We start from the raw sequence: 24,702 nt of genomic DNA, 5'->3' as shown, positions 1-24,702 counted from the left end.
AGCAGGCCTTACTTCCGCACCAACGTACCCGCACCCCGATCGGTGAAGATTTCCAGCAGCATCGCATGCGGCACCCGGCCGTCGAGGATGACGGCGGCGTCCACTCCGCTCTCGACCGCGCGGACGCAGGTTTCCAGCTTCGGGATCATACCGCCGCTGATCGTGCCGTCCGCCTGCAACAATTCGATCGCCGCCGGATCGAGATCGGTCAGCAGATTCTTGTCCTTGTCCAGCACGCCCGCGACATCGGTCAGCAGGAAGAAGCGCGAGGCTTTCAGTTCCGCGGCGATCGCCCCGGCCATGGTGTCGGCATTGACATTATAGGTATGGCCATCGGTGCCGATGCCGACCGGCGCGACGACCGGAATGATGCCGTCCTGCGCCAGCGTGTCGAGAATGCGGCGGTCGACCGAGACGGGTTCGCCCACGAAGCCCAGGTCGACATTGCGTTCGATCCCGGAATTGGGGTCCGCCTCGCGCTTGCCCAGCACCTTTTCGCACAGGACCAGACCGCCATCCTTGCCGGAAATGCCGACCGCCCGGCCGCCCGCACCGGCGATCCAGCCGACGATTTCCTTGTTGATCGATCCGGCCAGCACCATTTCGGCGATCTTGGCGGTTTCCGCGTCGGTCACGCGCAGGCCGCCGATGAATTGCGATTCGACGCCCAGCTTCTTGAGCATCGCGCCGATCTGCGGCCCGCCGCCATGAACGACGACCACATTAATGCCCACCGCCTTCATCAGGACGACGTCTTCGGCGAAATCGCGCGCCGCTTCCGGATCGCCCATGGCATGGCCGCCATATTTCACGACGAAGGTCTTGCCGGCATATCGCTGCATATAGGGCAGCGCCTCGACAAGGGTTTCGGCCTTCGCGAGGAGCGCGGGATCAGGGGCGTGCTTATTGTTCATGCGCGCGCGCATAAGACCAAAGGGCCGTGGGGGCAAGTTTGGAAGAAATTGTTCGCGCAGAGGCGCAGAGCGCGCGAAGGATATGCACGAGCGGCAAAGCCGCTCTTTTCAACATGCGCCTGATGTAACCAGCAGGCTGTAAACAGGCCTTCGGCGCGGTCTTCTCTGCGCACTCTGCGCCTCTGCGCGAACCAATATTACCGATCCAGTCGTCGCCCCAGGCCAACCAGCAGATAGATGACCGGCGGCACGAGAATGGCCGACAGCAACACCTTGGCCATCATCTGGCCCATCAGCAGTTCGCCGATCGGGAAGACGCCATAGAAGGCGATGGTCACGAACAGCAACGTGTCGACAATCTGCGAAAGGATGCTGGCCAGCGCCGCGCGCATCCACAGCAGGCGGCTGCCCTCCCGCCCCTTGAGCGCGGCGAACAGGGTGACGTTCAGCGTCTGCGAAATGCCATAGGCGATGATCCCGCCCAGCCAGATGCGCGGCGTGCCGCCCATCATCATCGCGAAAGCCTTGGCCCTTTCCGGGTCCATATCCCCGGCTGGTGGTGCAGCCAGCACCACGATCGACAGCAGGATCGACGCAATCAACGGCAGGAAACCGATCTGCACCAGCCGGTTGGCGACAGCGCGGCCATGCAGTTCAGCGACCGCGCTGGAAATGGTGACGAGCAGCAGGAAGGCGAAGATGCCCGCCTCCACCGCTAGCGGCCCCAGCCCCACCATCGGTCCGATCGCGGAAAGCGGCCCCAATGCCACCTGCTTGTTCCCCAGCACGCCGGCAATGCAGACCATGCCGCCATAGAAGATGGAAAAGAAGAAAAGCGAACGGCTGATGGGCGCGGGCGTGGAAGTCATCGGCCGCCTTTACCGGCATTTACGCGGCGGGGGAAGATAGGGACTGGCGTCGCGGCGCCAACATCCTCCACCGTCATGCTGAACTTGTTTCAGCATCCATCGTGCAGCATCCTCCGCCTTTGCGGAGGTGCGATCATGGCGACTATTCCGCCTACCGCGCCTCCGCCAGTTCCAGCGCGAATGGAGAAATGGATGCTGAACCAAGTTCAGCATGACGAACTCGTAGATATAGCCGTTCGCAGGACGTTCCCGCCCTATCTGCCCAGCAATTGATATTTCACGCCCATCGCCTGTGCCAGATTGCGCAACCGGCGCTCCACCGCTTCGCCATAGAGGTCGGCATCCTCACCACGCAGGTTGAGGATGATGCGTTCCTCCTCCCGTTTCAGGTGCGATACGGACAGCGGCCCTTCGACCCCGCCCGACAGGCGCTGGGCCAGACGGATGGCGAGGCCCCAGAGCGCGGCGCGGCGCAGCGTTTCGGGGGAAGCGATGCGATCAAGGTCAAGCGGTGCCGCGAGTCCGCCGCCGAAATGCGTATGCAGCGCCTGCGCCAGCATGGCCCGTTCGGCCGCCGTGATGCCGACCCAATTGCTGTGCAGCGCGATCTCCACACCGCGTTCGGCGCGGAAATCCGGGTTGGCGCGCCAACTGACATCTGCCAGCAGACAGGCAGCGCGGCGGATGCGGCGTGCGGCGGCGTCATCATCCGGGAAGAGCGGCGCGATCCAGCGGTCGATGCGGTCGCCATGACCCCGGAAGCGCGCCTGCGCCTCCCCTTCCGCCTCGGCCGCGACCAGCAGCGGATCATGCGCGCGGATATCGGGCGGCAAGGCTTCGTACAGCAGTCCTTCGCGCAGACCATAGGCCGACACGACCATGCGGCTGGATTTCAACTGCCGCACCACGACCGACAGCAAAGCCGTCGCATCGGGCAGCGTCGGGACACGCGATCCTGTCATCGCCGGGATCTGCTTCAACCGGGTGCGGTCGACATGGGAAACGATGCGGGTGAGTTGTTCCGCGCGCGCGGCGGTCATTTCATATTGATGGACGACCGGCAGCGGAAAGCTGGTCAACTGCATGTCGAAGCGGGCGAGCGCACGCCACGATCCGCCGACCAGATAGAAGGGCAGGTCCGGCTCGGACTTCCAGCCAGCCTTTTCCAGCATCCGGGCAACGGTGCGCTCCAATATGCGCGGCCCTTTCGCGCGGATCTGCGGCAGGCGCAGCACGCCCAGCGGCAGCGAGATCGTCTGTTCCACCCGGCCATTGCGGATGCGCGCCAGTTCCAGACTGCCACCGCCCAGATCGCCGACAATGCCATCCGCATCGGGAATGCCGGACAGCACGCCCATCGACGCACCGATCGCTTCCTGCGCGCCGGTCAGCAGTTCGACGGTCAGGCCCAGCGCCTTGGCGCGGGCGATGAAGTCCGGCCCGTTGGTCGCGTCCCGCACCGCCGCCGTGGCAACGCAGCGAATGTCCGTCACCTTCATCGCGCGGCACAGATGCACGAAGCGGCCAACGGCGCGCAGGCCGCGCTCCATGGCTTCCGGCTCGATCGCGCCCGTCTTCGCCAGCGACGCGCCCAGCCCGGCCATCACCTTTTCATTGAAGAGGATGAAAGGGATGCGGCGCGGCCCGTCATAGACGACCAGACGCACGCTGTTGGAACCAATGTCGATGATGGCCGTCCGCGCATGCGCCGGTTCAGGCGACGTCACCATGGTTTCAGCGACGGCGCGGACACGGCTCAGCATCGAATTCATCGCCGGTCAGACCTTTCCGCGCAGGCGGAGCGTGGGCACCGCCTCATTGTCGAAGGCCGCGCCGCGCCCGGACAGCGACGGGTTGGTCATGAAATAACGATGCAGGTTGAACGGTTTGTCGCCCGGCTCCAGCCTTGTGTACAGGCCGTCGCTGTCCAGCGACCAGCTTTGCTCGGTGTCGATCAGATTGGCGACCATCACCTGATCCAGGATCTGGTCATGCACCGTCTCATTTTCCACCGGGGCGAGGAATTCGACGCGCCGGTCGAAGTTGCGCGGCATCCAGTCGGCCGAACTGATATAGACTTTCGCGCCATTGTTCGGCAGCGCCTTGCCATTTCCGAACACGGCGATACGGCTATGTTCCAGAAAGCGGCCGACGACCGACTTCACCCGGATATTTTCCGACATGCCAGGCACGCCGGGCCGCAGGCAGCAAATGCCACGGATGATAAGGTCGATCTGAACGCCTGCATTGCTGGCCGCATAGAGTTTCTCGATGATCGCCGGGTCGACCAGACTATTCATCTTGGCCCAGATGGTTCCGGGACGTCCCGCACGGACATGGTCGATTTCCGCGTCGATGCACGCGCACAACGTATCGCGCAGGTTGCGCGGACTGATCACCAGCCGGTCCAGCTTCTGCGGTTCAACATAGCCGGTGATATAGTTGAACAGCGCCGCGGCGTCCCGCCCATAGGCCGGATCGGCGGTGAAGAAGCTGAGGTCGGTATAGATGCGGGCGGTGATCGGATGATAATTGCCGGTGCCGAAATGGCAGTAAGTGCGGAACTGCTCGCCCTCGCGCCGCACCACCATCGACACCTTGGCATGGGTCTTCCAGTCGATGAAGCCATAGACGACCTGCACGCCAGCCCGCTCCAGCGCGTCGGCCCAGAGCATGTTCTGCTCCTCGTCGAAGCGCGCCTTCAACTCGACCACCGCCGTGACCGACTTGCCCGCCTCGGCCGCGTCGATGAGGGCGCGAATGATCGCCGACTGCTTGCCCGCGCGATAGAGCGTCTGCTTGATCGCCACCACGTCCGGGTCGGACGCCGCCTGCTTCAGGAAGGAAACGACGACGTCGAACGCCTCATAAGGGTGATGGACGACGATGTCCTTGGCCCGGATCGCGGCGAAACAGTCTTCGCCATATTCGCGGATGCGCTCGGGGAAGCGGGGAACATAGGGTTCGAACTTCAGATCGGGCCGATCGGCGTCGACGATGCCGGACAGGTCGCCGATGCCGATGAAGCCCTCCACCTCGACCACGATCGCCTCATGGCCCTGGAGCATGTCCTGCAACATTTCTTCGACCGGCTCGGGGATGCGCTCCTCTATCTCCATGCGGATCACGCGGCCACGGCGGCGGCGCTTGATGGCGCTGCGGAAATAGCGGACCAGATCCTCCGCCTCTTCCTCGATTTCGATATCGCTGTCGCGGATGATGCGGAAGACGCCGCTGTTGCGCACCCGATAACCGGGGAAGAGATCGGCCGAAAAGCGCCGGATCACCGCCTCCAGCGCCATATAGCGCGCCGGCTCTCCGGGAATGCGCACGAAGCGGGCGAGCGAGGACGGGATCATCACCAACTCGCGGATCGGCTGCTTATCCGACAGCCGCTCCAGATCGAAGACGATCGACAGCCCCTGATTGGGGATGAAGGGGAAGGGATGCGCCGGGTCCAGCGCCTGCGGCGTCAGAATCGGGAAAATCTGCGTCAGGAAATGGTCGCGCAGCCAGTTGGCGCAGGGATAGTCCATCTCCGCCGCCGGGCCGATCACCTCTATCCCCACCTGCGTCAGTTCGCCGTGCAGCGCGCCCCACACCTTCTGCTGCGCGCGCATCAACGCGGCCGTGGTGTCGGTGATCGCGCCCAATTGCTGCGCCGGGGTCAGGCCGTCGGCGGAGCGCAGGTCGACATCCTGCAACTGCTGCCCCTTCAGCCCCGCCACGCGCACGGAGAAGAATTCGTCGAGGTTCGCGCCCGAAATCGACAGGAATCGCAACCGCTCCAGCAGCGGATGGGCGCGGTTCATCGCCTCTTCCAGCACCCGCTGGTTGAACGCCAGCCAGGACAGTTCGCGGTTGAAATAGCGGTCGCTGGCGGTGGCCAGGCTGGCGATGGGATCGGCTTCGGCCACGGATTACTCGCGCTGGTCGGTGGAAGGATCGGGCGGGACTATAGGCAAAAAGCCTGCGGATTGCAGGGACTCTTTCGCCATTGCGACCGAAATCTTACGACCAGATGACAGCGCCGCCCGGTCCAGCAACTGCGTCACCTCTGCGATGGCACCATAACGATGCTCGACCCGGCGCAGCAGCCAGTCGGGCACATCGGGCGCATAATTGGCCCCGGCCAGGTCGAAAGCGCGGCAAATCAGCGCGCGGGCCAGCAACTCGTCCGGCTCCTCGATCGCGACATGCGGCGCGGCGGCCAGACGCGATCGCAGGTCGGGCAGCGCCACGGTCCAGTTCACCGGCGCGGTGCGGCCGATCATCAGCAGCGGGCGCCGTTCGGTCTGCGCCTCGTTCCAGGCGTGGAACAGGCGATGTTCGTCCTGCCCCTGCGCATCGTCGATAATCTCGCCGCCACTCATCTGCGCGAAATGTCCGGCCAGCGTCGACCGGCCCGATAGCGGCGGCCCGGTCAGCACGCTGACCGACAGCGGCCAGTCGCGCCAGCGCTCCAGATGCGCGACGGCAAGGCGGTTGGCGTCGCTGACCAGGAAATCCCCTGCCCCGGCCCCACCATGCCAGTCGAAAGGCAGGCTGATCTGGCTCATTGCGGCGGCGGGGATGCCTGCCGCCGCGTGATGCGCAGCGTCGTGCCGGATGCGGCCACCGTATAGCCGCGTGCCTGCAACCCGGCGCGCAGCATCTCCACCGTGCCATCGAAGCTGACCTGCATGACCGACGTACCGCCCAGCGCCAGGCTGCTGGTGGCGGCCGACCGGACGCCGGGGATGGAGCGCAGCGTCGATTCGCCAGCCCCCACCGATCCGACATCGGGCGTGTCGAACTGGATGGTGAAGCTGGTCGCCCCGGCCGCCGGAGTCGCGATGGGCGCATCCAGCGCCTCGATCGGCGCGTCAGCCGCATTCTCGATCGCCAGCGCGTCGGGATCGACCGGCTCCTCGATTATCAGCGACGGGTCGGGGCGCAGGCGGCCATCATTGAGCGCACGGATATAAAGCTCGTCGATGCGGCGCGCGCCCTCGTCCATCATCTGGGCGATGCCGCTGTCATTGGACGCACGCAGCGTCACGCTGCCGATCAGGCTATTGTCCGGGCCATAGCGCGCGGTGAAGGTGCCGGTGACGGGACCGCCCGGATAGGCCCGGTCCAGCCGCGCGATCGGGATCACCACGTCAGCCGCGCCATATTGGTCGAGCAGCACGCGCCACCACAGCCGCCCGCGCCGCCCGGTCTGGCCCGCATTCAGCAGGATCGGATCGGCGATCGATCCGGCCACGCGCACATAATCGATCGCGCTGTCGCCGGTGCGATATCGCGCCCAGGCCTTCTGCCACTCATTGACCCGCTCATAGGATACGGCCGATCCGCCATCCCATAGCACCGGGATCACCAGCAAGGGCGGCGACCGCATCACATTGCCGGACACGCCCAGCAACTGGCCGGTCCGCGCGCGATCGAACAATATGCCCAGCGTCGCGACATAGCGATTGGGGCCATTCTGCTCATATTCGACCTCAATGCCGGAGATCATCGCTTCCAGCTGCGAATCGGACAGGGCCGGGGCACCGCCGCCGCCATGGGTGCGGGTCCACAGCATTCGCCAGGCCTGTCGCTGCGCCATGCGCCAGCCGGCATAGCGGGCGCTGTCGGCATCCTTGGCATAGACGTCGACCTTCACCCCGCGCACCTCGAAATCGCCGCCACTGGCGATCGGCGGCACGCCGCGCTCCCCCTCCATCTGCGCGAACAGCGCCGCAGCGGCGAGGCCGATCGCGATGGCGATAAGGATCTGGACGGGCCGCGAGAGCAGGCGCAGGACGGCTGCGGGGCGGGAAAGGGACTGGCTCAGGCTCACGGGCGCCCTTTTGGCGGGATTTGCCCGTGATGCCAAGCGCCAAGGCGCGACTTATCCCCACCTTTCGCCGCGCACTCTTATACCAGCTCCGTTCGTCTTAGGCGGTTGGGATATCCTTCGATTTCCACGTTGATGGTGGAGCAGGGTTGGCGCTCCTCCTCCCAACCCTGCGATAGGCTGTCGGATCGGGTTCGTCCGGTTCTTGAAGGAACGCGGCTCAGCAGGATCGCAGTCGGCCACTTCATCGGATCCGCATGGTTGCTGGAGTTATGGGCTCCTGGACGAGGAAGAGCCTGCCCCCGCGAAGGCGGGGGATCAATGAAGATGGTGCCTGATGGCATGCATGTGGCCGGGATCGATATCGGCAAGAACTGGCTGGACATTGCCTGCCACCCTCTGTCGGGGCATTGCGGATAGCCAATGATCCTGGAAGGTATGAACGGCTGCTGGCCTGGCCTGCCGAACGGTCGGGCTGGAGGCGTCAGGCGGGTATGAGCAGGGCGTGGCGGGTGCTCTGCGGGAGGCCGGCATGGAAGTTGTGTTGTTCCAGCCCCGGCAGGTGCGTGCCTTTGCCCTGTTCCGTTTGAAACTGGCCAAGAATGACCGACTTGATGCGCGCCGATTGCCCGTTGCACGGCCGAGGTCGATACGGCGCGCGATGCCCCCCCGATCCGCGCCTTGAAAAGCTGGCCGAGCATCTGCGTCTGATCGAGCAACTCGAGGCCACCATGCCCGCACGAAGACGCGCCGCAAGGCCTATCGCACGCCGCGCCTGCAACGGACGGTTGCCCGTGAGGCCGAACGGCTGGCCCGGCGGATCAAGGCGGAGCTGTTGCTGCTGGGCAAGGCCATCGCCGGCTTGCATGATCTGGCTCGTCGGCTTGCTCTCATCCAGAGCGGTCCGGGCATCGGGCGGCGTACCGCCCTGACCCTGCTCGTCCTAGTGCCCGAACTGAGCCGTCTCTCCCGCACCCAGGCCGCAAGCCTCTCCGGTCTGGCGACTTTCGACCGGGACAGCGGCCATTATCGCGGTCAAAGACATATCGCCGGTGGCCGCCATCGCGTCAGCCGCGACCTCTACGCTGCCGCCCTCCCGGCCAGCTTCCGATGGAACATGACTCTGGTCGACACCTACAGACGCCGGCAAAAACCACAAACAGGCCCTCACTGCATGCGCCAGAAAACTCCTCATAATCGCTGACACTATCGTTTAGCGGGATAAACCATGGGCTAGCCCGCTCAACACTCAATAGGGTTGCTGAGCGGCAGCCGCAGGCGGTTGCACTTCTTTAAGAACAAGACCGGGCTTCGACAGGCTCAGGGCAGGGGCCGTCATCAGAAGTTCAAGGCACCCGCCGCGCGGTGATAATCTTCACCGGCGTCTCCAGCATCTGCCCCTTCATCACGCCCTCCCCCGCCGTTGCCGATTTGGGCGCGACGAGGATCGCCTTCACCACGTCCAGCCCCTCCACCACATGAGCGAAGACGGCAAAGCCGACATTGTCGCCCGGTGCATCAGGATGCGCATCCATCGCGGGCATCTTGCCCAGCACGATGAAGAAGTCGCCGGTCGCACTACCCGGCGCATAACGGGCCATCGACAGCGCGCCATCATCATGGGCAAGGCCCGTCTGATTCGTGGGTTCATGCTTGATCGGCGGCAGGATGCGCTTGGGGTCATTCTGTGCCCCGCCCTGGACGAAGCCATAGTCCGGCGCGCCGACGCCACGATAGAATTGGGTGCCGTCCAGCCGCTTCTGATCGACATATTTGAGGAAATTGCCGCCCGTGATCGGCGCCTTGTCGGCATGGACCGCGATCACGATCCGTCCCCTGTCCGTTTCCAGCGTCACCCGCACATCGCCGGGCGGTGGAGGCGCCGCCGGGGACTGAGCCGCAGCGGGCGAAAGGGCGAGCATGGCGAGGAGCGCGAAGGCAATCTGGCGAATCATGCCGCCAGCCTAGTGGATTGATTTTGACATTTGCATCCCCTGTCGGCTGGGATGGGTCTGCAAATGTCAAAATCGCAAAATCCACTAGGAGTAAATATTGCTAATGGTCCGAATAGATTCTGACATTCGTGTGCCACATGGCTTCAAGCGGTATCGAATGTCAGAATCGGACCATTAGCCGCTCCTGCCGTCAACGCCAGAGGCGGCGTTCAGCCTTCCAGCAGACGCTGGAGGGCGCGGACGTCGGCGTCCATGTCGGGATTGCTCTCGCGCAGCGCCTCGATCGTTTTCACGGCATGGATCACCGTGCTGTGATCGCGCCCACCGAAGATGCGGCCGATTTCCGGCAGCGAGCGCGGCGTCATTTTCTTGGCGAGATACATGGCGACCTGACGCGGCCGGGCCACGGCGCGCGCACGACGCTTGGACCGCATTTCGGACGGATCGATCTTGAAATGGGCAGCGCAGGCCTTCTGGATTTCATCGACAGTCAGGCGACGAGCATTGGCGCGGACCGTATCGGCCAGCATCTGCTGCGCGAAGTCGAGATCGATCGAGCGGCCGGTCAACTGGCCGTAAGCGACCAGCTTGTTGAAGGCGCCTTCCAGTTCGCGCACGTTCGAACGGATCGACCGGGCCAGGAAATCGATGACCGCATCGGGCACGGGCGGATCGCCCGCAACCAGCCGCTTCGATTCGAGAATGGCGAGGCGCAGGTCCAGACCAGCCGGCTGGATATCGGCCACCAGACCACCGGCCAGACGCGACAGGATACGCGCGTCGATCGATTCGAGCAGTTGCGGCGCCCGGTCGGCGGTGACGACGATGCGCGCACCGGCATCGATCAGGTCGTTGATCGTGTGGAGAAACTCTTCCTGCGTCGATCCCTTGCCCGCGATGAACTGAATATCGTCGATCAGCAGCAGGCGAGCCGCGCGCAGGCGCGCCTTGAACGCCATCGTCTCATTGGCGCGCATCGCATTCACGAACTCCATCATGAAGCGTTCGGCCGACATGTAGAGCACAGGCTCCGAGGGCGAATGGCCGGAGAAGGCCGCCGCGATCGAATGCAGCAGATGCGTCTTGCCCTGCCCCGTGCCGCCATGGATGAACAGCGGGGTGAAGCGCGGCTGCGCCTCGCCCGCCATCGCCTGCGCAGCGGAGAAGGCCAGACGGTTGGTGTCGCCGACGATGAAGTCGGCAAAGCCATGGCGCGGCAGGAAGTTGGACGCGATGACCGTGGGGGCCGCTTCGGCGGGCGATGCCGCCTCGACATGCACGACTTCCAGCAGGCGCGGGCCAGTGGCGTCGGGCGCCCGGCGCAGGCGCACTTCGCGCACGCCGACCGACGCACTGCGCCATGCCATGCGCAGGCGGTCGCCAAACTGGCCGGACACGAAATTGGCGCTGAAGTCACTGGCGACCAGCAGGTCCAGCGTCTGCGAATCGGCGCAATAGTCGCCCAGCCGCACGGGCTTGAGCCACTGGTCGAACATGCGGGCACCGATGTCGCGGCGCAGGCCCGCACGGATGGCCGTCCAGGCGGATTCCAGGCCCATATCAGCCTGGCTCACCTGTCCATCCTGCCAACCAACCACGCGCACATTATCCTTCATTCTTGCCGACCCACTAAAGCTATGCCCCCCGTTTTCGGGCAGGAAAACTCGACGCAAGGAACCTTCCCCGGAAACGCCCCCGTTTCCCGAGTTCCTTGCGACAAATGATCTCACATGACGGCCGCTGAGGTGATTCGACGGCGACCGGATTTCAAAAATAGACGGGGCTGCGCGACGGGATCAAGGGCAGCCCGGTTCAAAAAAGTGAAATAAAGCCGTTGACTCGGCAAACCCACGGGAATCGAGGGAAAAGCAAATTATCGTGTAAAAACAACGGATTATTTGCATGCGTTTATGCCGCAGTGCGTCGAATCGCGGGAAATCCGTCGTTACGTAATAATTACCGATTCGTGAACAAACGACAAAAGGCCCGCTCCGGTAATCCGGAGCGGGCCTTGTACGCTGTCAGGCGTCAAAGGATCAGGCGATAGCGCCGACAGCCTTCGTCAGACGGCCGAACTTGCGAGCGGCAGTGTTCTTGTGCAGCACGCCGCGAGCGACGCCACGGGCCAGTTCGGGCTGAACGGCCTGAAGGGCGGTTGCGGCGACATCCTTGTCACCAGCGGTGATGGCGGCTTCCACCTTCTTCACCAGGGTGCGGATCCGGCTGATGCGGGCGCCATTGATTGCGGCGCGACGCTCGTTGCGGCGGATGCGCTTCTTGGCTTGCGGCGTATTGGCCATTCTATTCCTCGGTTCTCGTCAAATCTCGGGAAGAGGCCAATCGACTGTTCGATCTGCCTCGTGAAGGAGCGCCCCTTACAGAGTATCCGGGCGGGCGTCAACCGCCCGGACCCGCGCTATTTCTGGCATTTCGGACAGAAGAAGGTGGACCTGCCCCCATCGACTCGGCGCTGGACCGTGCCGCCGCACAGGCAAGGCTGGCCTTCGCGGCCATAGACGCGCCATTGTTTGGAAAAATAGCCCAGTTCGCCATCCGGCCGCGCATAATCGCGCAGGGTGGAGCCGCCCGCGACGATCGCGGCGGTCAGCACCTCCCGAATCGCCTCCACCAGCAGGGTGAGTCGCGGTCGGCTGATCTTGCCCGCCGCCCGAGTCGGCGCGATGCCCGCCATGTTGAGCGCTTCGCAGACATAGATGTTGCCCAGCCCCGCGACGATCCGCTGGTCCAGCAGCGCCGCCTTGATCGACGTCCCCTTGCCCTTGAGCGCGGCGGCCAGCATCGCGACACCGAAATCCGGCCCCAGCGGTTCCGGCCCCATGCGGGTGAAGGGCGAATAGGCCGCCCAAGCATCCGACCGCACCAGATCGATCGATCCGAACCGGCGCGGATCGTTGAGCGAAAGAAGATGGCCGCTGCCCGTCTCGATCAGCAGATGGTCATGCGCCCCGATTTCCGGCGGATCGATTCGCCAGCGCCCCGACATGCCGAGGTGAAAGATCATCATATCGCCGCGATCGGTTTCGATGAGGCCATATTTGGCGCGGCGGGACAGGCCCGTCACCCGCGCGCCGGTCATCCGCTGGCGCAGGTCCACCGGAATCGGCCAGCGCAGGTCCGCACGGCGCGGTTCGACCCGCGTCAGCACGCTATCCTGCAACACGGACCGCAGGCCCGCGACGGTGGTTTCAACTTCGGGAAGCTCAGGCATGATCCGCATCTAGTTATGAGGGGACATAATAACCAGCTTCATGGCTGGAACAGCGCTGCATCTGTGTCTAGAGGGCTATCATGAGCGAAACAGCATCCTTCGGGTATCGCGACGTCGATGCCGCTGAAAAGGCGGGCATGGTCCGCGAAGTCTTCTCCAACGTGGCGGCCAAATATGACCTGATGAACGACGCCATGTCGGGCGGCGCGCATCGGTTGTGGAAGGACCAGTTCGTGCGCCGGGTAAAGCCGCGCGCCGGCGAGCAGATTCTCGACATGGCGGGCGGTACCGGCGACATCGCCTTTCGCATGCACAAGCATGGCGCACATGTCACCGTGTCGGACATCAATCCCGAAATGCTGGGCGTGGGTGTCGAGCGGGCGCAGAAGAAGGGGCTGGATGGCCTCATCTGGTCGGAACAGAATGCCGAGACGCTGACCTTCGGCGATCGGGAATTCGACGCCTATACGATCGCCTTCGGCATTCGTAACGTCACGCATATCGACCAGGCGCTGCGCGAGGCCAATCGCGTGCTGAAGTTCGGCGGGCGTTTCTTCTGCCTGGAATTTTCGACCACGACCTGGCCGGGCTTTTCCGACGTCTATGACGTCTATTCGCACAAGCTGGTCCCACATCTGGGCAAGCTCTTCGCCAATGACGCGGACAGCTATCGTTATCTGATCGAATCGATCCGCCGCTTCCCGCCCATGCCCAAGTTCGAAAGCATGATCCGCGAGGCGGGATTCGTGAATACGAAGGTGGAACCGATCCTGGGCGGACTGGTTGCGATCCATTCGGGCTGGAAGATCTGAAGCTCGCATGACCGCCCACATCACGCATATCTGGCGCCTCCTGAAATGGGGCCGCACCCTGGCGCGGCATGGCGCGCTGACGGGGATCGAGCGCGATCCGCTCACCCCCGGCCCGGTCCGTCGCCTCATCCGCATCGCCCGCTTCGGCGCGCGCGTGCCCAAGCAGCCCCGCTATGCCGACGCTTTCCAGTCGATCGGCCCGGCCGCGATCAAGCTGGGCCAGACGCTGGCGACCCGGCCCGATCTGGTCGGCGATCATGCCGCGAATGATCTGCTCCGCTTGCAGGACGCCCTGCCCCCCGTGCCGTTCGACACGATCCGGGCGCAGATCGAAACCAGCTTCGGCCGTCCGCTGGAGCAGGTCTATAGCCGCTTTGATGAAGTGCCCGTCGGCGCCGCCTCCATCGCGCAGGTACATCGCGCGGTCACGACCGACGGGCGCGACGTCGCGGTCAAGGTGATCCGCCCCGGCGTGATCGACAAGTTCAATCGCGACATCCAGACCTATGAATGGGCCGCCGCCCATGTCGAGATGCTGGGCGGGGAGATTGCCCGGCTGCGCCCGCGCTTGGTCATCGCGAACTTCAAGCGCTGGACCGTGCGCGAACTGGACCTGCGCCGCGAAGCCGCATCCGCCTCCGAACTCAGCGAAGCCATGGAGGCGATGCCCGGCTATTGCATCCCCGCCATCGACTGGGACCGTACGACCGGCAAGGTTATGACGATGGAGTGGATCGACGGGATCAAGATTTCCGATCGCGACGCTCTCATCGCGGCGGGCCATGATGTGAAGGATCTGGCCGCCCGGCTCGTCAACGCCTTCCTGCGGCAGGCGATTGCGGAAGGCTTCTTCCACGCCGACATGCATCAGGGGAACCTGTTCGTGAAGGCCAATGGCGATATCGTCGCGATCGATTTCGGCATCATGGGCCGGATCGACCGGCGCGCGCGCATGTGGCTGGCGGAAATTCTCTACGGCCTCATCACCGGCAATTATAAGCGCGTCGCGGAAATCCACTTCGAGGCGCAATATGTGCCCGGCCACCATAATGTCGACGAATTCGCGACCGCCCTTCGCGCCGTGGGCGAACCGATGCGCGGCAAGCCGGTGCGCGAACTCTCGGTCGGCGGAATGCTGGATGGGCTGTTCGCCATCACCCGCGATTTCGACATGCAGACCCAGCCGCATCTGCTGCTGCTCCAGAAGACGATGGTGATGGTGGAGGGCGTGGCCACCGCGCTCGACCCCGACATCAACCTGTGGGAAACGAGCGGCCCCTATGTGAAGAACTGGCTGCGCGACGAATTGGGGCCGGAGGCAAAGGTCGCCGACGCGCTGATCGAAAATTGGCGCACGCTCCAGCGGCTGCCCGGCCTGGTCAAGCGGATCGAGGATGCCTTCCCCGAAAAGGGCGGCGCCCCGCCCCCGCCCCCGCTGAGCGAGGTAAAGCTGATGCGGATCGGCGGCGGCTGGCGCTATGGCGCGGTCGCGGTGATCGCAGCGGTGGCAGGGGCTGGCGCGATGTGGGGCATGCAGTTCCTGTGATGGTTAGCAGGCGGGATCATCCCTATTACCGCCTGCTGCTTGCATCGACGCTCACTTGCTGGCTAAGCCTGTTCTGCTTCGTGCTGGACATTTATCCCGGAGCACCTTTCGGCCCGGATTGGGAAATGATCCGTAACCCTGCGCAATTGCTGGTGAGCGGATTTTTCTTTGTCCTGCCCGCCGGGCTGTTTGCCCTATTTGCCGTGTGGCCGCTCGTACTGCTGGTCGTGCAGGCCATGTTCCGTATCGAACCTGTCATCGCGGCCCGCCTCAACTGGCCATTCTGGATCATCGCTGGGGTGATTCTCGGGCCGCCCGCCCTGTTTGCCTATTCCTATCCGCTGGGACTGGGGCAGACACTCTTGGGCAACCTGATCCTCACCGGCATGATCTGCGGCGCATTATGCGCAACCTTGTGTCGCGCCCTAATCGGGCCGGAGGTTGCGGACTGATCCATCCTGCGAGAGTTGGAAGCGCCCGACCGGCGTATCCGACCAATATTGTGCCGCGCCGCTGTCACAGCTCTGTCCCAATCCAGAACAGGAATCGAGATAGATGTGGTAAACGATATGGGCGCGCAGCAGGCTGGCTTTGCCAATCCATCGATAGCCGCAGCGTATTTCGCCTAATCTTACCGGAAATGTCGTTGAAGACCGGCAGGATGATGAATCAGTCCCCCGATCTCGTTCGAAACGCAGGATCGCCGAATTACCGTCCACAATGGAAACCCGGTCAACGGTTTCACCTTCGTCATCCCAGCCAAATATCCGCTCTACGAAACCGCGATGGCGCACATGGAAGGTCAATCCGTCCGCTTCCATCATGGCAACCACGACAGGCGGTGGCAGCGAGCATCCCGTCAAAAACAACGCCGCCAAAGGCGTAAACCATTTCCACATCCCGCAGTTCCGCTTCATGTGACGATCAATAGTCTGGACAAGCCACCACCGCACGACCAAATGTGCAGTCGACCATGACCCAGCGCGTCCTCCTCATCATTTCCGGCGGCATTGCTGCCTATAAATCGCTCGAACTGGTGCGGCTGCTACGCAAGCGCGGTATTGCCGTGCGAGCGGTGCTGACGGAAAGCGCAGCGCAGTTCGTGACGCCGCTGTCGCTGGGCGTGCTGACCGAGGATCAGGTCTATGAGGATCTGTTCGACCTGAAGGCCGAGCGCGAGATCGGGCATATCCAGCTTAGCCGTCAGGCCGATCTGGTGGTCGTCGCACCCGCGACCGCCAATATCCTTGCCAAGATGGCGAACGGTATTGCCGATGATCTCGCCACCACATTGCTGCTCGCCACCGACAAGCCGGTGCTGGCCGTCCCCGCCATGAATGTGCGCATGTGGCATCACAAGGCGACCCAGCGGAACCTGCACCAACTGCGGGCCGATGGCGTGCATGTGATGGAGCCGGATGACGGTGCCATGGCCTGCGGGGAATTCGGCAAGGGCCGCCTGCCCGAACCCGAAGCCATTGCCGCGGAAATCGCGCGCCTGCTCGCCTTCCCTCTCCTGGCCGATATGCTGGCGGGCCAGCCCGATTTCGCCGGAGATGCCCGGCCGCTGGCGGGCAGGCATATCCTGATCACCGCCGGGCCGACGCATGAGCCGATCGACCCGGTGCGCTACATCGCCAACCGATCGTCGGGCAAACAGGGCTTTGCCATTGCCGCCGCCGCCGCGCGGGCCGGCGCGCGGGTGACTTTGGTCGCCGGGCCGGTCCATCTGCCCACGCCTGCCGGGGTCGATCGCGTCGACGTGGAAACCGCGCGCCAGATGCTGGCCGCCGTCGAAAACGCCCTGCCCGCCGACGCGGCGATCATGGTCGCCGCCGTGGCCGACTGGCGCACCGCCGACGCCGCCGACCAGAAGCTGAAGAAGGACGGATCGGGCCAGCCCGCCCCGCTGACGCTGGTCGAAAATCCCGATATCCTCGCGACGCTCGGCCATCACGCGCAGCGCCCGGCCCTGCTGGTCGGCTTCGCCGCCGAAACGCAGCAGATCGCCGACCATGCCCGCGCCAAGCTGGCAAGGAAAGGCGCGGACTGGATCGTCGCCAATGACGTATCCGGAGACGTGATGGGAGGCGACGCCAACACCGTACAGATCGTCACCACCGCCGGAATCGAAACATGGCCGACCCTGCCCAAGGGGGAAGTCGCCGACAAACTCATCGAAAAGGTTGCCAATGCCCTCTCCGCTCGCCCCGATTGATATCCAGCTCAAGCGCCTGCCCCATGGCGAGGGACTGCCGGTCCCCGCTTATGCCACCGCCCATGCGGCGGGCATGGATGTGGTGTCGGCGGAGGACATGGTGCTGCATCCGGGCGGGCGCCATCCGGTCGCGACCGGCTTTGCACTGGCAATCCCCGAAGGCTATGAAATTCAGGTCCGCCCCCGGTCCGGTCTGGCGCTCAAACATGGCATCACCCTGCCCAACACGCCCGGTACCATCGATGCCGACTATCGCGGCGAACTCAAGGTGCTGCTGATCAACCATGGCGATCAGCCTTTCCCGATCAAGCGTGGCGATCGCATCGCCCAGCTGGTCGTGGCCCCGGTGCAGCTTGCCAGCTTCGTGGAAGTCGATAGTCTCGACGATACCGCCCGGGGACAGGGCGGTTTCGGTTCGACAGGAGTGTGACGCGATGACGATGCTGAGCGACGATCAGCTTGAGCGCTACGCCCGGCATATCGTCCTCAAGGAGATTGGCGGCGCGGGTCAGGCGCGGTTGCTGTCGGCCGATGTCGCGGTGATCGGCGCGGGCGGCATCGGCAGCCCGGCGATCCTCTATCTCGCCGCTGCCGGCGTCGGCACGATCCGCGTGATCGACGATGACGCGGTTGCCCTGTCCAACCTTCAGCGACAGGTTCTGTTCGGCACGACGGATATCGGTGCACCCAAAGCAGAAGCCGCGATGGCGGCGGTGGCGCGGCTGAACCCCGATATCAAGCTGATCCCGATCAACGCCCGGATCGATGCCGACAATGCCGACCTGATCCTGCGCGAAGCCGATATCGTGCTGGATGGCTGCGACAATTTCGACACCCGTCTGGTCGTGGCGGATGCCGCGCAACGGCTGCGCATTCCGCTGGTGTCGGCGGCGGTCGGACCGTTCGAAGGACAGCTATCCACCTATCGCGGTTGGGAACAGGACAAGCCCTGTTATCGCTGCCTGGTCGGCGCGCCGCAGGATGCGCCGGAGCGCAATTGCGCCGAAACCGGCGTGATCGGCGCGCTGACCGGCACGATCGGCAGCCTCGCCGCGCTGGAGGTGATCCGCGCGCTGGTGCCGTTCGGCGCCGACATGGCCGGGCGGCTGCTGATCGCCGACCTGCTCTCCATGCGCTTCCGCACGATCGACGTGGCGAAGGATCCCGGCTGCATTGGTTGTGCTGCGGAACTATGCGCCCCTTAAGGATCATGATCGCCACGGCGGATGCGGAACGACTGCGCGGCGCACTGGTGCTGGCGGCGGCGCAGGCGGCGCTGGGCGGAGACGCGACGCTGTTCCTGCAACTCGATGCCGTCGCCCTGCTGCGCGCGCCCATTATCGCCCCCCGCGATGAAGCGCATCAGGCGGCCGGATTGCCCTCCATGGCGGCCCTGATCGAGGACGCACTGGCGCTGGGGGTCGCGATTATCGCCTGCCAGAGCGGGATGGCGCTGGCCGATCTGTCGGCCGACATGCTGCCTGCGGGGATCGAGACGGGCGGCCCGGTCGCTTTCCTTCAGCAGACCGGCGACGATGCCCGGCTGCTATTCGCCTGAAGCTTAGCGAATGATCGGCAGATAATGCCATATCTGGCGCGGCGCATCGGTACCGGGCGTCGCCCGCGCCACGGCATCGGGCAAGCTGTCGGTGCGCAATATGGGCAACAGGCCGATATGGGCCGCGCCCCAGAAGGCGGCATAGCATAGCAGCGCGCTCAGCGCATAACGCATCGCCTTCATCCTGCCTGCCTCCCTTTCCGCCGGGGAAATTATCCGTAATGCCCCCGCCGGGCAAGGGCCACGCCCGAACAGGATCAATCGCGCAGGAAAATGGCCTCGATCGTCAGGCCGAACAGGTCGGCGATGCGGAAGGCCAGCGGCAAGGAGGGATCATATTTGCCCGTCTCGATCGCATTGACGCTCTGGCGCGAGATGCCCAGTTGCGCCGCCAGATCGCCCTGGCTCCAGTCGCGTTCCGCGCGCAGCACCTTCAACCGGTTCTTCATCGCCGCCCCCATGGCAGGATACCGGCCACGATCAAGCCGATATTCCACAGGATGAAGGCCCACCAGGCCGGTGCATGCGGCGCAAGGCCGGAACTTTCCAGAAAGCCCCAGACCGTCGACACCACCAGCAGAAATCCGGTCGCGATCAGCGCCCGCCGGACATGCAGCATCCGCTGATATTCGTCGCTTTCCTCCACGAACAGCCGCCCCATCGCCCAGATGAAGCCGATCAGCGGCAGCGCGGGCAGGATCGCGATCGCCACGGCCAGCGCGCCTTGTGGGGCCAGTGCGCGTTGCAGGTTGATCGCGGCGATCAGCAACAGCGCATAGATGATCCAGAGCGGAATCAGCCGCCGCATATAGCGCATCATGGCCGGCGTGGCGTTACCCGTCAGCCTGATGTAGCGGCGCGATTCCCACCCCATCCACAGCAATGCGGCGAAACCGGGAATGAGCAAGGGCAGCTTGGCATTGCCGGTCAGTTGCAGGGCCGTCGCCACCGGCCCCGCCCCAAACATCAGCAGACAGAAAAGCGCTACCGCCAAGCCAAGCCGCCAGGGAGCGGGATATGTCATGTCGTCGGTGGCCATGGGCGGCGTCCTTCCCTGATGATGTCAAGGACGCTTTACCTTCGCCATAAGTGGAGAGTCAAGCCAACTTTACATATGGGCAAGCGAGCTTAACCTTCCCGATCAGAATGCGCCGTATCGCTCATTCCCGACGAAACCCATATTGGTGACCCCCGACCGCTTGATGTCGGCCAGCACTTCATCGACCGTGACATAGCGGGCCGCCGCATCCGGCTCGAACTGGAGTGCCGGCTCGACCGGAGTCTGCATCGAGGCGGCCAGATATTGGCGAAGGGTCAGCCGGTCGACGGCCGCCCCGTTCCAGCGGATCACGCCATCCGCGCCAATCGTCACCTTATTCTTCACCGGGTCCATCCGGATCGGCAGTTCCTGCGCCTGCCCCGGCAGGTCGACCGCCACGCTGTGCGTCTGGATCGGAATGGTGATGATGAACATGATCAGCAGCACCAGCATCACGTCGATCAGCGGTGTCGTGTTCAGATCGGAAATGGGCGTCCCCTGATCGCCCGATTGGGGTGTTGCAAAGCTCAAAGCCATACGTCCCTCCTGATGCTGAAATATGATATATCAGCACATGAATGCTGCATCATATGCGCAAACTTGGCAAGGGACCTTCTATTGACAGTGCGGGCGGCCCATTTATGGGGAAGGCGCGGCTTTTCAGGGCCGCACTACCTGACAATTTCACAGAAAGACTCCCCCCGTGTCCGCCATGCTCAAGATCACCCTGCCCGATGGTTCCGTGCGTGAAGTCGCGCCCGGCACTACTCCGGCGGATATTGCAGCGGCGATCGGGCCGGGTCTGGCGAAAGCCGCCATTGCTGCGCGCGTCGACGGGGAACTGCGCGATATCGGTCGCCCGCTGGAACAGGATTCGCAGCTTGCGCTGGTGACGGCCAAGGATGAGGCCGACGCGCTGGAACTGGCGCGCCACGACTTCGCCCACGTCCTCGCCGAAGCGGTGCAGTCGCTGTTCCCCGGCACGCAGATCACCTTCGGCCCGGCGACGGACGACGGCTTCTATTATGATTTCGCCCCGGCAGAGCGCCCCTTTACCGAGGAAGACCTGCCCGCGATCGAGGCGGAGATGCGCAAGATCATCGCCGCCAACAAGCCGCTGGTGCGCGAAGTCATCGCCCGCGACACGCTGATCGCGCAGTGGGAAGCGGCCGGCGAGACGTTCAAGGCGCAATGGGCCGCCGAACTGCCGCAGGGCGAGGAACTGACCGTCTATCATAGCGGTGACGGCTGGTACGACATGTGCCGTGGCCCGCATCTGGCCTCCACCGGCAAGCTGGACCCCGCCGCCTTCAAGCTGACCCGCGTGTCGGGCGCTTACTGGCGCGGCGATCAGAAGAACGCGATGCTGTCCCGCATCTACGGCACCGGCTGGCTCAACAAGAAGCAACTGGCCGAGCATCTGACGCGCCTCGAAGAAGCGGGCAAGCGCGACCATCGCAAGCTGGGCGCGGAGATGGACCTGTTCCATCTTCAGCAGGAAGCACATGGCAGCGTCTTCTGGCATCCCAAGGGCTATCTCATCTGGCGCGAGTTGGAGGCCTATATGCGCCGCGCCATCGACGCGGCGGGCTATCGCGAAGTGAAGACGCCGCAGGTGATGGATGCCCGCCAGTGGGAAACGTCCGGTCACTGGGGGAAGTATCGCGAAAATATGTTCGTCATCCCCGACGAAGTGCCCAATGTGGACGATGAAGGCCCGCTGGTGTCGGACGATGCCGACTGGATGGCCTTGAAGCCCATGAACTGCCCCGCGCATGTCCTGATCTTCCGTCAGGGCATCAAAAGCTATCGCGACCTCCCCTTACGCTTCTATGAAAATGGCTGCTGCCACCGCAACGAGCCGCATGGCGCGCTGCATGGCCTGATGCGCGTGCGCCAGTTCACGCAGGATGACGCCCATATCTTCTGCCGCGAAGACCAGATCGTCGAGGAAGTCCGCGCATTCTGTGCGCTGGCCGACCGCATCTACAAGGATTTCGGCTTCACCTACTCGATCAAGCTGGCGCTGCGCCCGGAAAAGCGCTTCGGCACCGAGGAGATGTGGGACATGGCGGAAAATGAGCTGCGCAACGCGGTCGCCGCCGCCGGTCTCAACACGCCGGAATATGGCTGGGAAGAATTGCCGGGCGAAGGCGCCTTCTATGCGCCCAAGCTGGAATGGCATCTGACCGACGCGATCGGCCGCACCTGGCAGGTCGGCACCATCCAGTCGGACCGCGTGCTGCCCGAACGACTCGACGCCAGCTATGTCGGCGAAGATGGCGAGCGGCACCGGCCGGTCATGCTCCATCGCGCCATTTTCGGCAGCTATGAACGCTTCATCGGCATCCTGATCGAACATTATGCGGGCAAATTCCCGCTGTGGCTCGCCCCGGTGCAGGCCGTCGTCGCGACCATCGTTTCCGACGCCGACGATTATGCCAAGGCCGCCGTAGAGAAGCTGCGGGCTGCCGGTATTCGCGCCGAAATCGACGTCCGTAACGAGAAGATCAACTATAAGGTACGCGAGCATAGCCTCGGGAAAGTGCCGAATTTGCTGGTCGTCGGCCGCCGCGAAGCGGAAGAAGGCACAGTCGCCCTGCGCGAACTCGGCAAGGAAGGGCAGAGCTTCCTTGTGCTGGATGATGTGATTCTGCGTCTCAAGGAAGAGGCGCAAGCACCGGATTTACGTGGTATATAATCAAGATCGGTCGGGCAGTGCAGCGTTCATCGCTGCACTATGCCTGATCGCTTTTGAAACTATAATATGGTCGGTCGGTGTCACCGTTGGCCATCATCATCGCTCCGGCGCACCACCTACATTCTATTTTTTCTTCGGCGGCATCGCCCTGATGGTCGCGCTCACTCTGTTACGCAAGCGATGGCCCAAAACGGCGCTCATCCTCGCAACTGCGATCGCCGCCGCCCCTTTTCTATTGCTTCTGATGTCCCTCTTCCTTGACATCTAAGCCAGCAATGCCGACATGCGTTGAGGCAGAAATGCCGCAAGGGTGCGTGATTCCGTTGCTGCGGAACCACGCACCCCTTTCGGCTTTCCACAAAAGCCGCTAAGAGCCGTTCGTTTTTGAAGCGACCATAGGAGATATCGCTATACGTCCCCCGATGATGCGCCGCCCGCTGGCGCCGCCGCCGAAGTCCGGCCCCCGCTATAATGAATTCATCAACGTGCCCAAGGTGCGCGTGATCGATGATGAGGGCGAAAATCTCGGTGTGATGTTTACGCAGGAGGCGATCGAGCAGGCAGCCGACGTCGGCCTCGACCTGGTCGAAGTCTCTCCGAACGCTGATCCGCCAGTCTGCAAGTTTCTGGACATCGGCAAGTTCAAGTACGAAGCCCAGAAAAAGGCGAATATCGCTCGCAAGACCCAGCGGACGCAAGAACTCAAAGAGATCAAGATGCGTCCGAACATCGACGATCATGACTATGATACGAAGATGAAGAAGGTCCATGATTTCATTGGCGATGGCGACAAGGTGAAGATCACCCTGCGCTTCCGTGGCCGCGAGCTCAGCCACCAACAGCTGGGCATGAACCTGCTCCAGCGCGTGGCCGAGAATGTCCAGGAAATCGCCAAGGTCGAAGCCTATCCCCGCATGGAAGGCCGCCAGATGCTGATGGTGCTCGCGCCGAAATAGGGCTGCAACACCGGATGAATTTTCTAAAGGGGCGGTGCCATCAGGCGCCGCCCTTTTTGTTTTCCTCGCCGAAACATGGGCGAACCTGCCCCTCCTTTAGCTACCGTCATTGCGAGCGCAGCGAAGCAATCCATGTCGCGCCATTGGATTGCCTCGCTGCGCTCGCAATGACAATTCCATATGAAACCCTCCTGCTTCAGACGGTCCTTCCACCAATCGCGCGATAGCGGGAGGGCGGCACGCCGAAATGGCGCGTGAAGGCCGTGGAGAAATGGCTGGGCGTAGAAAAGCCCAGTTGCAGCGCGATATCCGTCACCGGGCGCGTGGTCGCCAGCATCTGCCGCGCGGCTTCCTCCAGCCGCATGGTCAGCACATAATGCCAGGGTGTGGTGCCAAAGACCTGCCGGAAGGCATCGGTGAAGCGGCGCACGTCCATGTCGACCAGGGCCGCCAGCGACGCCAGACTATGCCGCCCATCCAGCCGATCCCGGATCGCCGCCGTCAGCCGTGCGCGATCCGCCTGCGACAATGTCCTATCGCCACCCCGTCGCCCCTGACGACCATAAAGGTCCATCATGTGCAGCTTCAGCGCTTCGGCCATGGCATGCAGCGCCATGACCGCCAGATCATCGTCCGGTCGCGCCATCAGGTCGGCCATGCGCGTCGCGGCGGCATGGATGAAGGGATCGCGATGCCCGACCCGCGCCGTCAATGGCGCATCCTTCAGCCATGAGGTCGGCAGGCGAAATTCCACGAAGCGGGCATGATCGCCCTGCGCCAGCGCGGCATAGCGGCATTGCGCCGGGATCATCCATATGTCGCCAGCCGCCGGCAGTGTCCGGCCAGAAGGCCCTTGCGAAAATTCGCACTCCATCCGATCGAGTCGGCCGCCCAGATGCACGACGATGCTGTGATGCGCTTCCTCGAAACACCAGTCGGTCGCCTGCGCCAGCGTCTCGGTCGCGGACACGATGCCCAGCGCTCCGACTTCCATCTGTCGCCTTTCCACGATCGCGCGGCGCAGCAAGGGTCGTTTCCCATCCCAGACGCGAAGCTCGTTATCGTTCATCGACTCTCCTGC

27 protein-coding genes are annotated in these 24,702 nt (G+C 63.7%); 11 read left to right on the top strand and 16 right to left on the bottom strand.

The window, feature by feature from the left end; translation table 11 throughout:
* Positions 1 to 8: 8 nt before the first annotated feature.
* From argB to BMY84_RS19160, 6 genes are all read right to left on the bottom strand, one after another.
* Complete coding sequence (gene argB / locus BMY84_RS19185; protein WP_093085784.1) at positions 9 to 926, bottom strand: acetylglutamate kinase; 918 nt, start codon at positions 924 to 926, stop codon at positions 9 to 11.
* A gap of 185 nt (positions 927 to 1,111) precedes the next feature.
* On the bottom strand, positions 1,112 to 1,783 hold the full coding sequence (locus BMY84_RS19180) for a queuosine precursor transporter (RefSeq protein ID WP_093020911.1): 672 nt from the start codon (positions 1,781 to 1,783) through the stop codon (positions 1,112 to 1,114).
* Positions 1,784 to 2,037: 254 nt separating this feature from the next.
* Positions 2,038 to 3,555 carry a Ppx/GppA family phosphatase gene (locus BMY84_RS19175; RefSeq protein ID WP_093085782.1) on the bottom strand — a complete coding sequence of 506 codons (1,518 nt, stop codon included), beginning with the start codon at positions 3,553 to 3,555 and terminating at the stop codon, positions 2,038 to 2,040.
* A gap of 6 nt (positions 3,556 to 3,561) precedes the next feature.
* Positions 3,562 to 5,700 (bottom strand): RNA degradosome polyphosphate kinase, encoded by a 2,139-nt coding sequence (locus BMY84_RS19170; RefSeq protein ID WP_093085781.1) that lies wholly within the window; start codon positions 5,698 to 5,700, stop codon positions 3,562 to 3,564.
* A gap of 3 nt (positions 5,701 to 5,703) precedes the next feature.
* The gene (locus BMY84_RS19165) at positions 5,704 to 6,342 is read right to left on the bottom strand and encodes a chromosomal replication initiator DnaA (RefSeq protein ID WP_093085779.1); all 639 of its coding nucleotides are present in this window, start codon (positions 6,340 to 6,342) and stop codon (positions 5,704 to 5,706) included.
* The gene (locus BMY84_RS19160; RefSeq protein ID WP_093085778.1) at positions 6,339 to 7,610 is read right to left on the bottom strand and encodes a hypothetical protein; all 1,272 of its coding nucleotides are present in this window, start codon (positions 7,608 to 7,610) and stop codon (positions 6,339 to 6,341) included. Before BMY84_RS19160 ends, BMY84_RS19165 begins: the two co-directional genes overlap by 4 nt.
* 502 nt (positions 7,611 to 8,112) lie before the next feature.
* Between BMY84_RS19160 and BMY84_RS30845 the strand changes: the two genes are divergently transcribed.
* On the top strand, positions 8,113 to 8,292 hold the full coding sequence (locus BMY84_RS30845; protein WP_218146989.1) for an IS110 family transposase: 180 nt from the start codon (positions 8,113 to 8,115) through the stop codon (positions 8,290 to 8,292).
* A gap of 150 nt (positions 8,293 to 8,442) precedes the next feature.
* On the top strand, positions 8,443 to 8,811 hold the full coding sequence (locus BMY84_RS30195; RefSeq protein WP_218146988.1) for a transposase: 369 nt from the start codon (positions 8,443 to 8,445) through the stop codon (positions 8,809 to 8,811).
* Between the two features lie 142 nt (positions 8,812 to 8,953).
* Here the strand turns inward: BMY84_RS30195 and BMY84_RS19150 are convergent, their stop codons facing one another.
* The 4 genes from BMY84_RS19150 to mutM form a co-directional block, all read right to left on the bottom strand.
* Positions 8,954 to 9,562, bottom strand: coding sequence for a peptidylprolyl isomerase (locus tag BMY84_RS19150; RefSeq protein ID WP_093085776.1), 609 nt, complete (start codon positions 9,560 to 9,562; stop codon positions 8,954 to 8,956).
* A gap of 209 nt (positions 9,563 to 9,771) precedes the next feature.
* Positions 9,772 to 11,178 (bottom strand): chromosomal replication initiator protein DnaA, encoded by a 1,407-nt coding sequence (dnaA, locus tag BMY84_RS19145; RefSeq protein WP_093085775.1) that lies wholly within the window; start codon positions 11,176 to 11,178, stop codon positions 9,772 to 9,774.
* 420 nt (positions 11,179 to 11,598) lie between these two features.
* Positions 11,599 to 11,862: a 30S ribosomal protein S20 gene (rpsT, locus tag BMY84_RS19140; RefSeq protein WP_093010818.1), complete on the bottom strand. Its 264-nt coding sequence runs from the start codon at positions 11,860 to 11,862 to the stop codon at positions 11,599 to 11,601.
* 116 nt (positions 11,863 to 11,978) lie between these two features.
* Positions 11,979 to 12,791, bottom strand: coding sequence for a bifunctional DNA-formamidopyrimidine glycosylase/DNA-(apurinic or apyrimidinic site) lyase (mutM, locus tag BMY84_RS19135; protein WP_093085872.1), 813 nt, complete (start codon positions 12,789 to 12,791; stop codon positions 11,979 to 11,981).
* Between the two features lie 80 nt (positions 12,792 to 12,871).
* Here mutM and BMY84_RS19130 point away from each other — a divergent pair, with 80 nt between their 5' ends.
* Genes BMY84_RS19130 through BMY84_RS19120 form a run of 3 tightly spaced genes read left to right on the top strand, consistent with a single transcriptional unit; the run spans position 12,872 to position 15,601 of the window.
* Positions 12,872 to 13,603, top strand: a complete 732-nt coding sequence (locus BMY84_RS19130; protein WP_093085773.1) for a class I SAM-dependent methyltransferase — start codon at positions 12,872 to 12,874, stop codon at positions 13,601 to 13,603.
* 7 nt (positions 13,604 to 13,610) lie between these two features.
* Positions 13,611 to 15,149, top strand: a complete 1,539-nt coding sequence (gene ubiB / locus BMY84_RS19125; RefSeq protein ID WP_093085772.1) for a 2-polyprenylphenol 6-hydroxylase — start codon at positions 13,611 to 13,613, stop codon at positions 15,147 to 15,149.
* Positions 15,128 to 15,601 (top strand): hypothetical protein, encoded by a 474-nt coding sequence (locus tag BMY84_RS19120; protein WP_143075093.1) that lies wholly within the window; start codon positions 15,128 to 15,130, stop codon positions 15,599 to 15,601. Before ubiB ends, BMY84_RS19120 begins: the two co-directional genes overlap by 22 nt.
* Here the strand turns inward: BMY84_RS19120 and BMY84_RS29355 are convergent.
* Positions 15,575 to 16,066, bottom strand: coding sequence for a hypothetical protein (locus tag BMY84_RS29355; RefSeq protein ID WP_143075092.1), 492 nt, complete (start codon positions 16,064 to 16,066; stop codon positions 15,575 to 15,577). The genes BMY84_RS19120 and BMY84_RS29355 overlap by 27 nt on opposite strands.
* Positions 16,067 to 16,122: 56 nt before the next feature.
* Between BMY84_RS29355 and coaBC the strand changes: the two genes are divergently transcribed.
* Genes coaBC through BMY84_RS19100 form a run of 4 tightly spaced genes read left to right on the top strand, consistent with a single transcriptional unit; the run spans position 16,123 to position 18,925 of the window.
* Positions 16,123 to 17,367, top strand: a complete 1,245-nt coding sequence (gene coaBC / locus BMY84_RS19115; protein WP_093085769.1) for a bifunctional phosphopantothenoylcysteine decarboxylase/phosphopantothenate--cysteine ligase CoaBC — start codon at positions 16,123 to 16,125, stop codon at positions 17,365 to 17,367.
* The gene (dut, locus tag BMY84_RS19110) at positions 17,342 to 17,797 is read left to right on the top strand and encodes a dUTP diphosphatase (RefSeq protein WP_093085767.1); all 456 of its coding nucleotides are present in this window, start codon (positions 17,342 to 17,344) and stop codon (positions 17,795 to 17,797) included. Before coaBC ends, dut begins: the two co-directional genes overlap by 26 nt.
* A gap of 4 nt (positions 17,798 to 17,801) precedes the next feature.
* Positions 17,802 to 18,572 (top strand): HesA/MoeB/ThiF family protein, encoded by a 771-nt coding sequence (locus tag BMY84_RS19105; RefSeq protein ID WP_093085766.1) that lies wholly within the window; start codon positions 17,802 to 17,804, stop codon positions 18,570 to 18,572.
* Complete coding sequence (locus BMY84_RS19100; protein WP_093085764.1) at positions 18,560 to 18,925, top strand: DsrE family protein; 366 nt, start codon at positions 18,560 to 18,562, stop codon at positions 18,923 to 18,925. Before BMY84_RS19105 ends, BMY84_RS19100 begins: the two co-directional genes overlap by 13 nt.
* Positions 18,926 to 18,928: 3 nt before the next feature.
* Here BMY84_RS19100 and BMY84_RS19095 read toward each other — a convergent pair whose 3' ends face one another.
* The 4 genes from BMY84_RS19095 to BMY84_RS19080 form a co-directional block, all read right to left on the bottom strand.
* The gene (locus BMY84_RS19095; protein WP_093085763.1) at positions 18,929 to 19,108 is read right to left on the bottom strand and encodes a hypothetical protein; all 180 of its coding nucleotides are present in this window, start codon (positions 19,106 to 19,108) and stop codon (positions 18,929 to 18,931) included.
* Positions 19,109 to 19,182: 74 nt separating this feature from the next.
* Positions 19,183 to 19,374, bottom strand: coding sequence for a helix-turn-helix transcriptional regulator (locus BMY84_RS19090; protein WP_093085761.1), 192 nt, complete (start codon positions 19,372 to 19,374; stop codon positions 19,183 to 19,185).
* A complete protein-coding gene (locus tag BMY84_RS19085; RefSeq protein ID WP_093085760.1) occupies positions 19,371 to 19,964 on the bottom strand; it encodes a hypothetical protein in 594 nt (197 codons plus the stop codon). Before BMY84_RS19085 ends, BMY84_RS19090 begins: the two co-directional genes overlap by 4 nt.
* Before the next feature lie 102 nt (positions 19,965 to 20,066).
* The gene (locus BMY84_RS19080) at positions 20,067 to 20,501 is read right to left on the bottom strand and encodes an ExbD/TolR family protein (RefSeq protein ID WP_093085758.1); all 435 of its coding nucleotides are present in this window, start codon (positions 20,499 to 20,501) and stop codon (positions 20,067 to 20,069) included.
* 175 nt (positions 20,502 to 20,676) lie between these two features.
* Here BMY84_RS19080 and thrS point away from each other — a divergent pair, with 175 nt between their 5' ends.
* Together thrS and infC are read left to right on the top strand one after the other, a co-directional pair.
* Entirely contained in the window at positions 20,677 to 22,665 is a 1,989-nt protein-coding gene (gene thrS / locus BMY84_RS19075) for a threonine--tRNA ligase (RefSeq protein ID WP_093085757.1), read from the top strand.
* A 422-nt stretch (positions 22,666 to 23,087) separates the two neighbouring features.
* Positions 23,088 to 23,621 (top strand): translation initiation factor IF-3, encoded by a 534-nt coding sequence (gene infC, locus BMY84_RS19065; RefSeq protein ID WP_093085754.1) that lies wholly within the window; start codon positions 23,088 to 23,090, stop codon positions 23,619 to 23,621.
* Between the two features lie 196 nt (positions 23,622 to 23,817).
* Here infC and BMY84_RS19060 read toward each other — a convergent pair whose 3' ends face one another.
* Positions 23,818 to 24,690, bottom strand: coding sequence for a helix-turn-helix domain-containing protein (locus tag BMY84_RS19060; RefSeq protein WP_093085752.1), 873 nt, complete (start codon positions 24,688 to 24,690; stop codon positions 23,818 to 23,820).
* Positions 24,691 to 24,702: the final 12 nt, after the last annotated feature.

Origin of the sequence: Sphingobium sp. AP50 (genome assembly GCF_900109095.1) — a bacterium.
Lineage (GTDB): Bacteria > Pseudomonadota > Alphaproteobacteria > Sphingomonadales > Sphingomonadaceae > Sphingobium.
The sequence above is the reverse complement of the archived record's forward strand: the minus strand, read 5'-3'. Positions and strand labels throughout refer to the sequence as shown.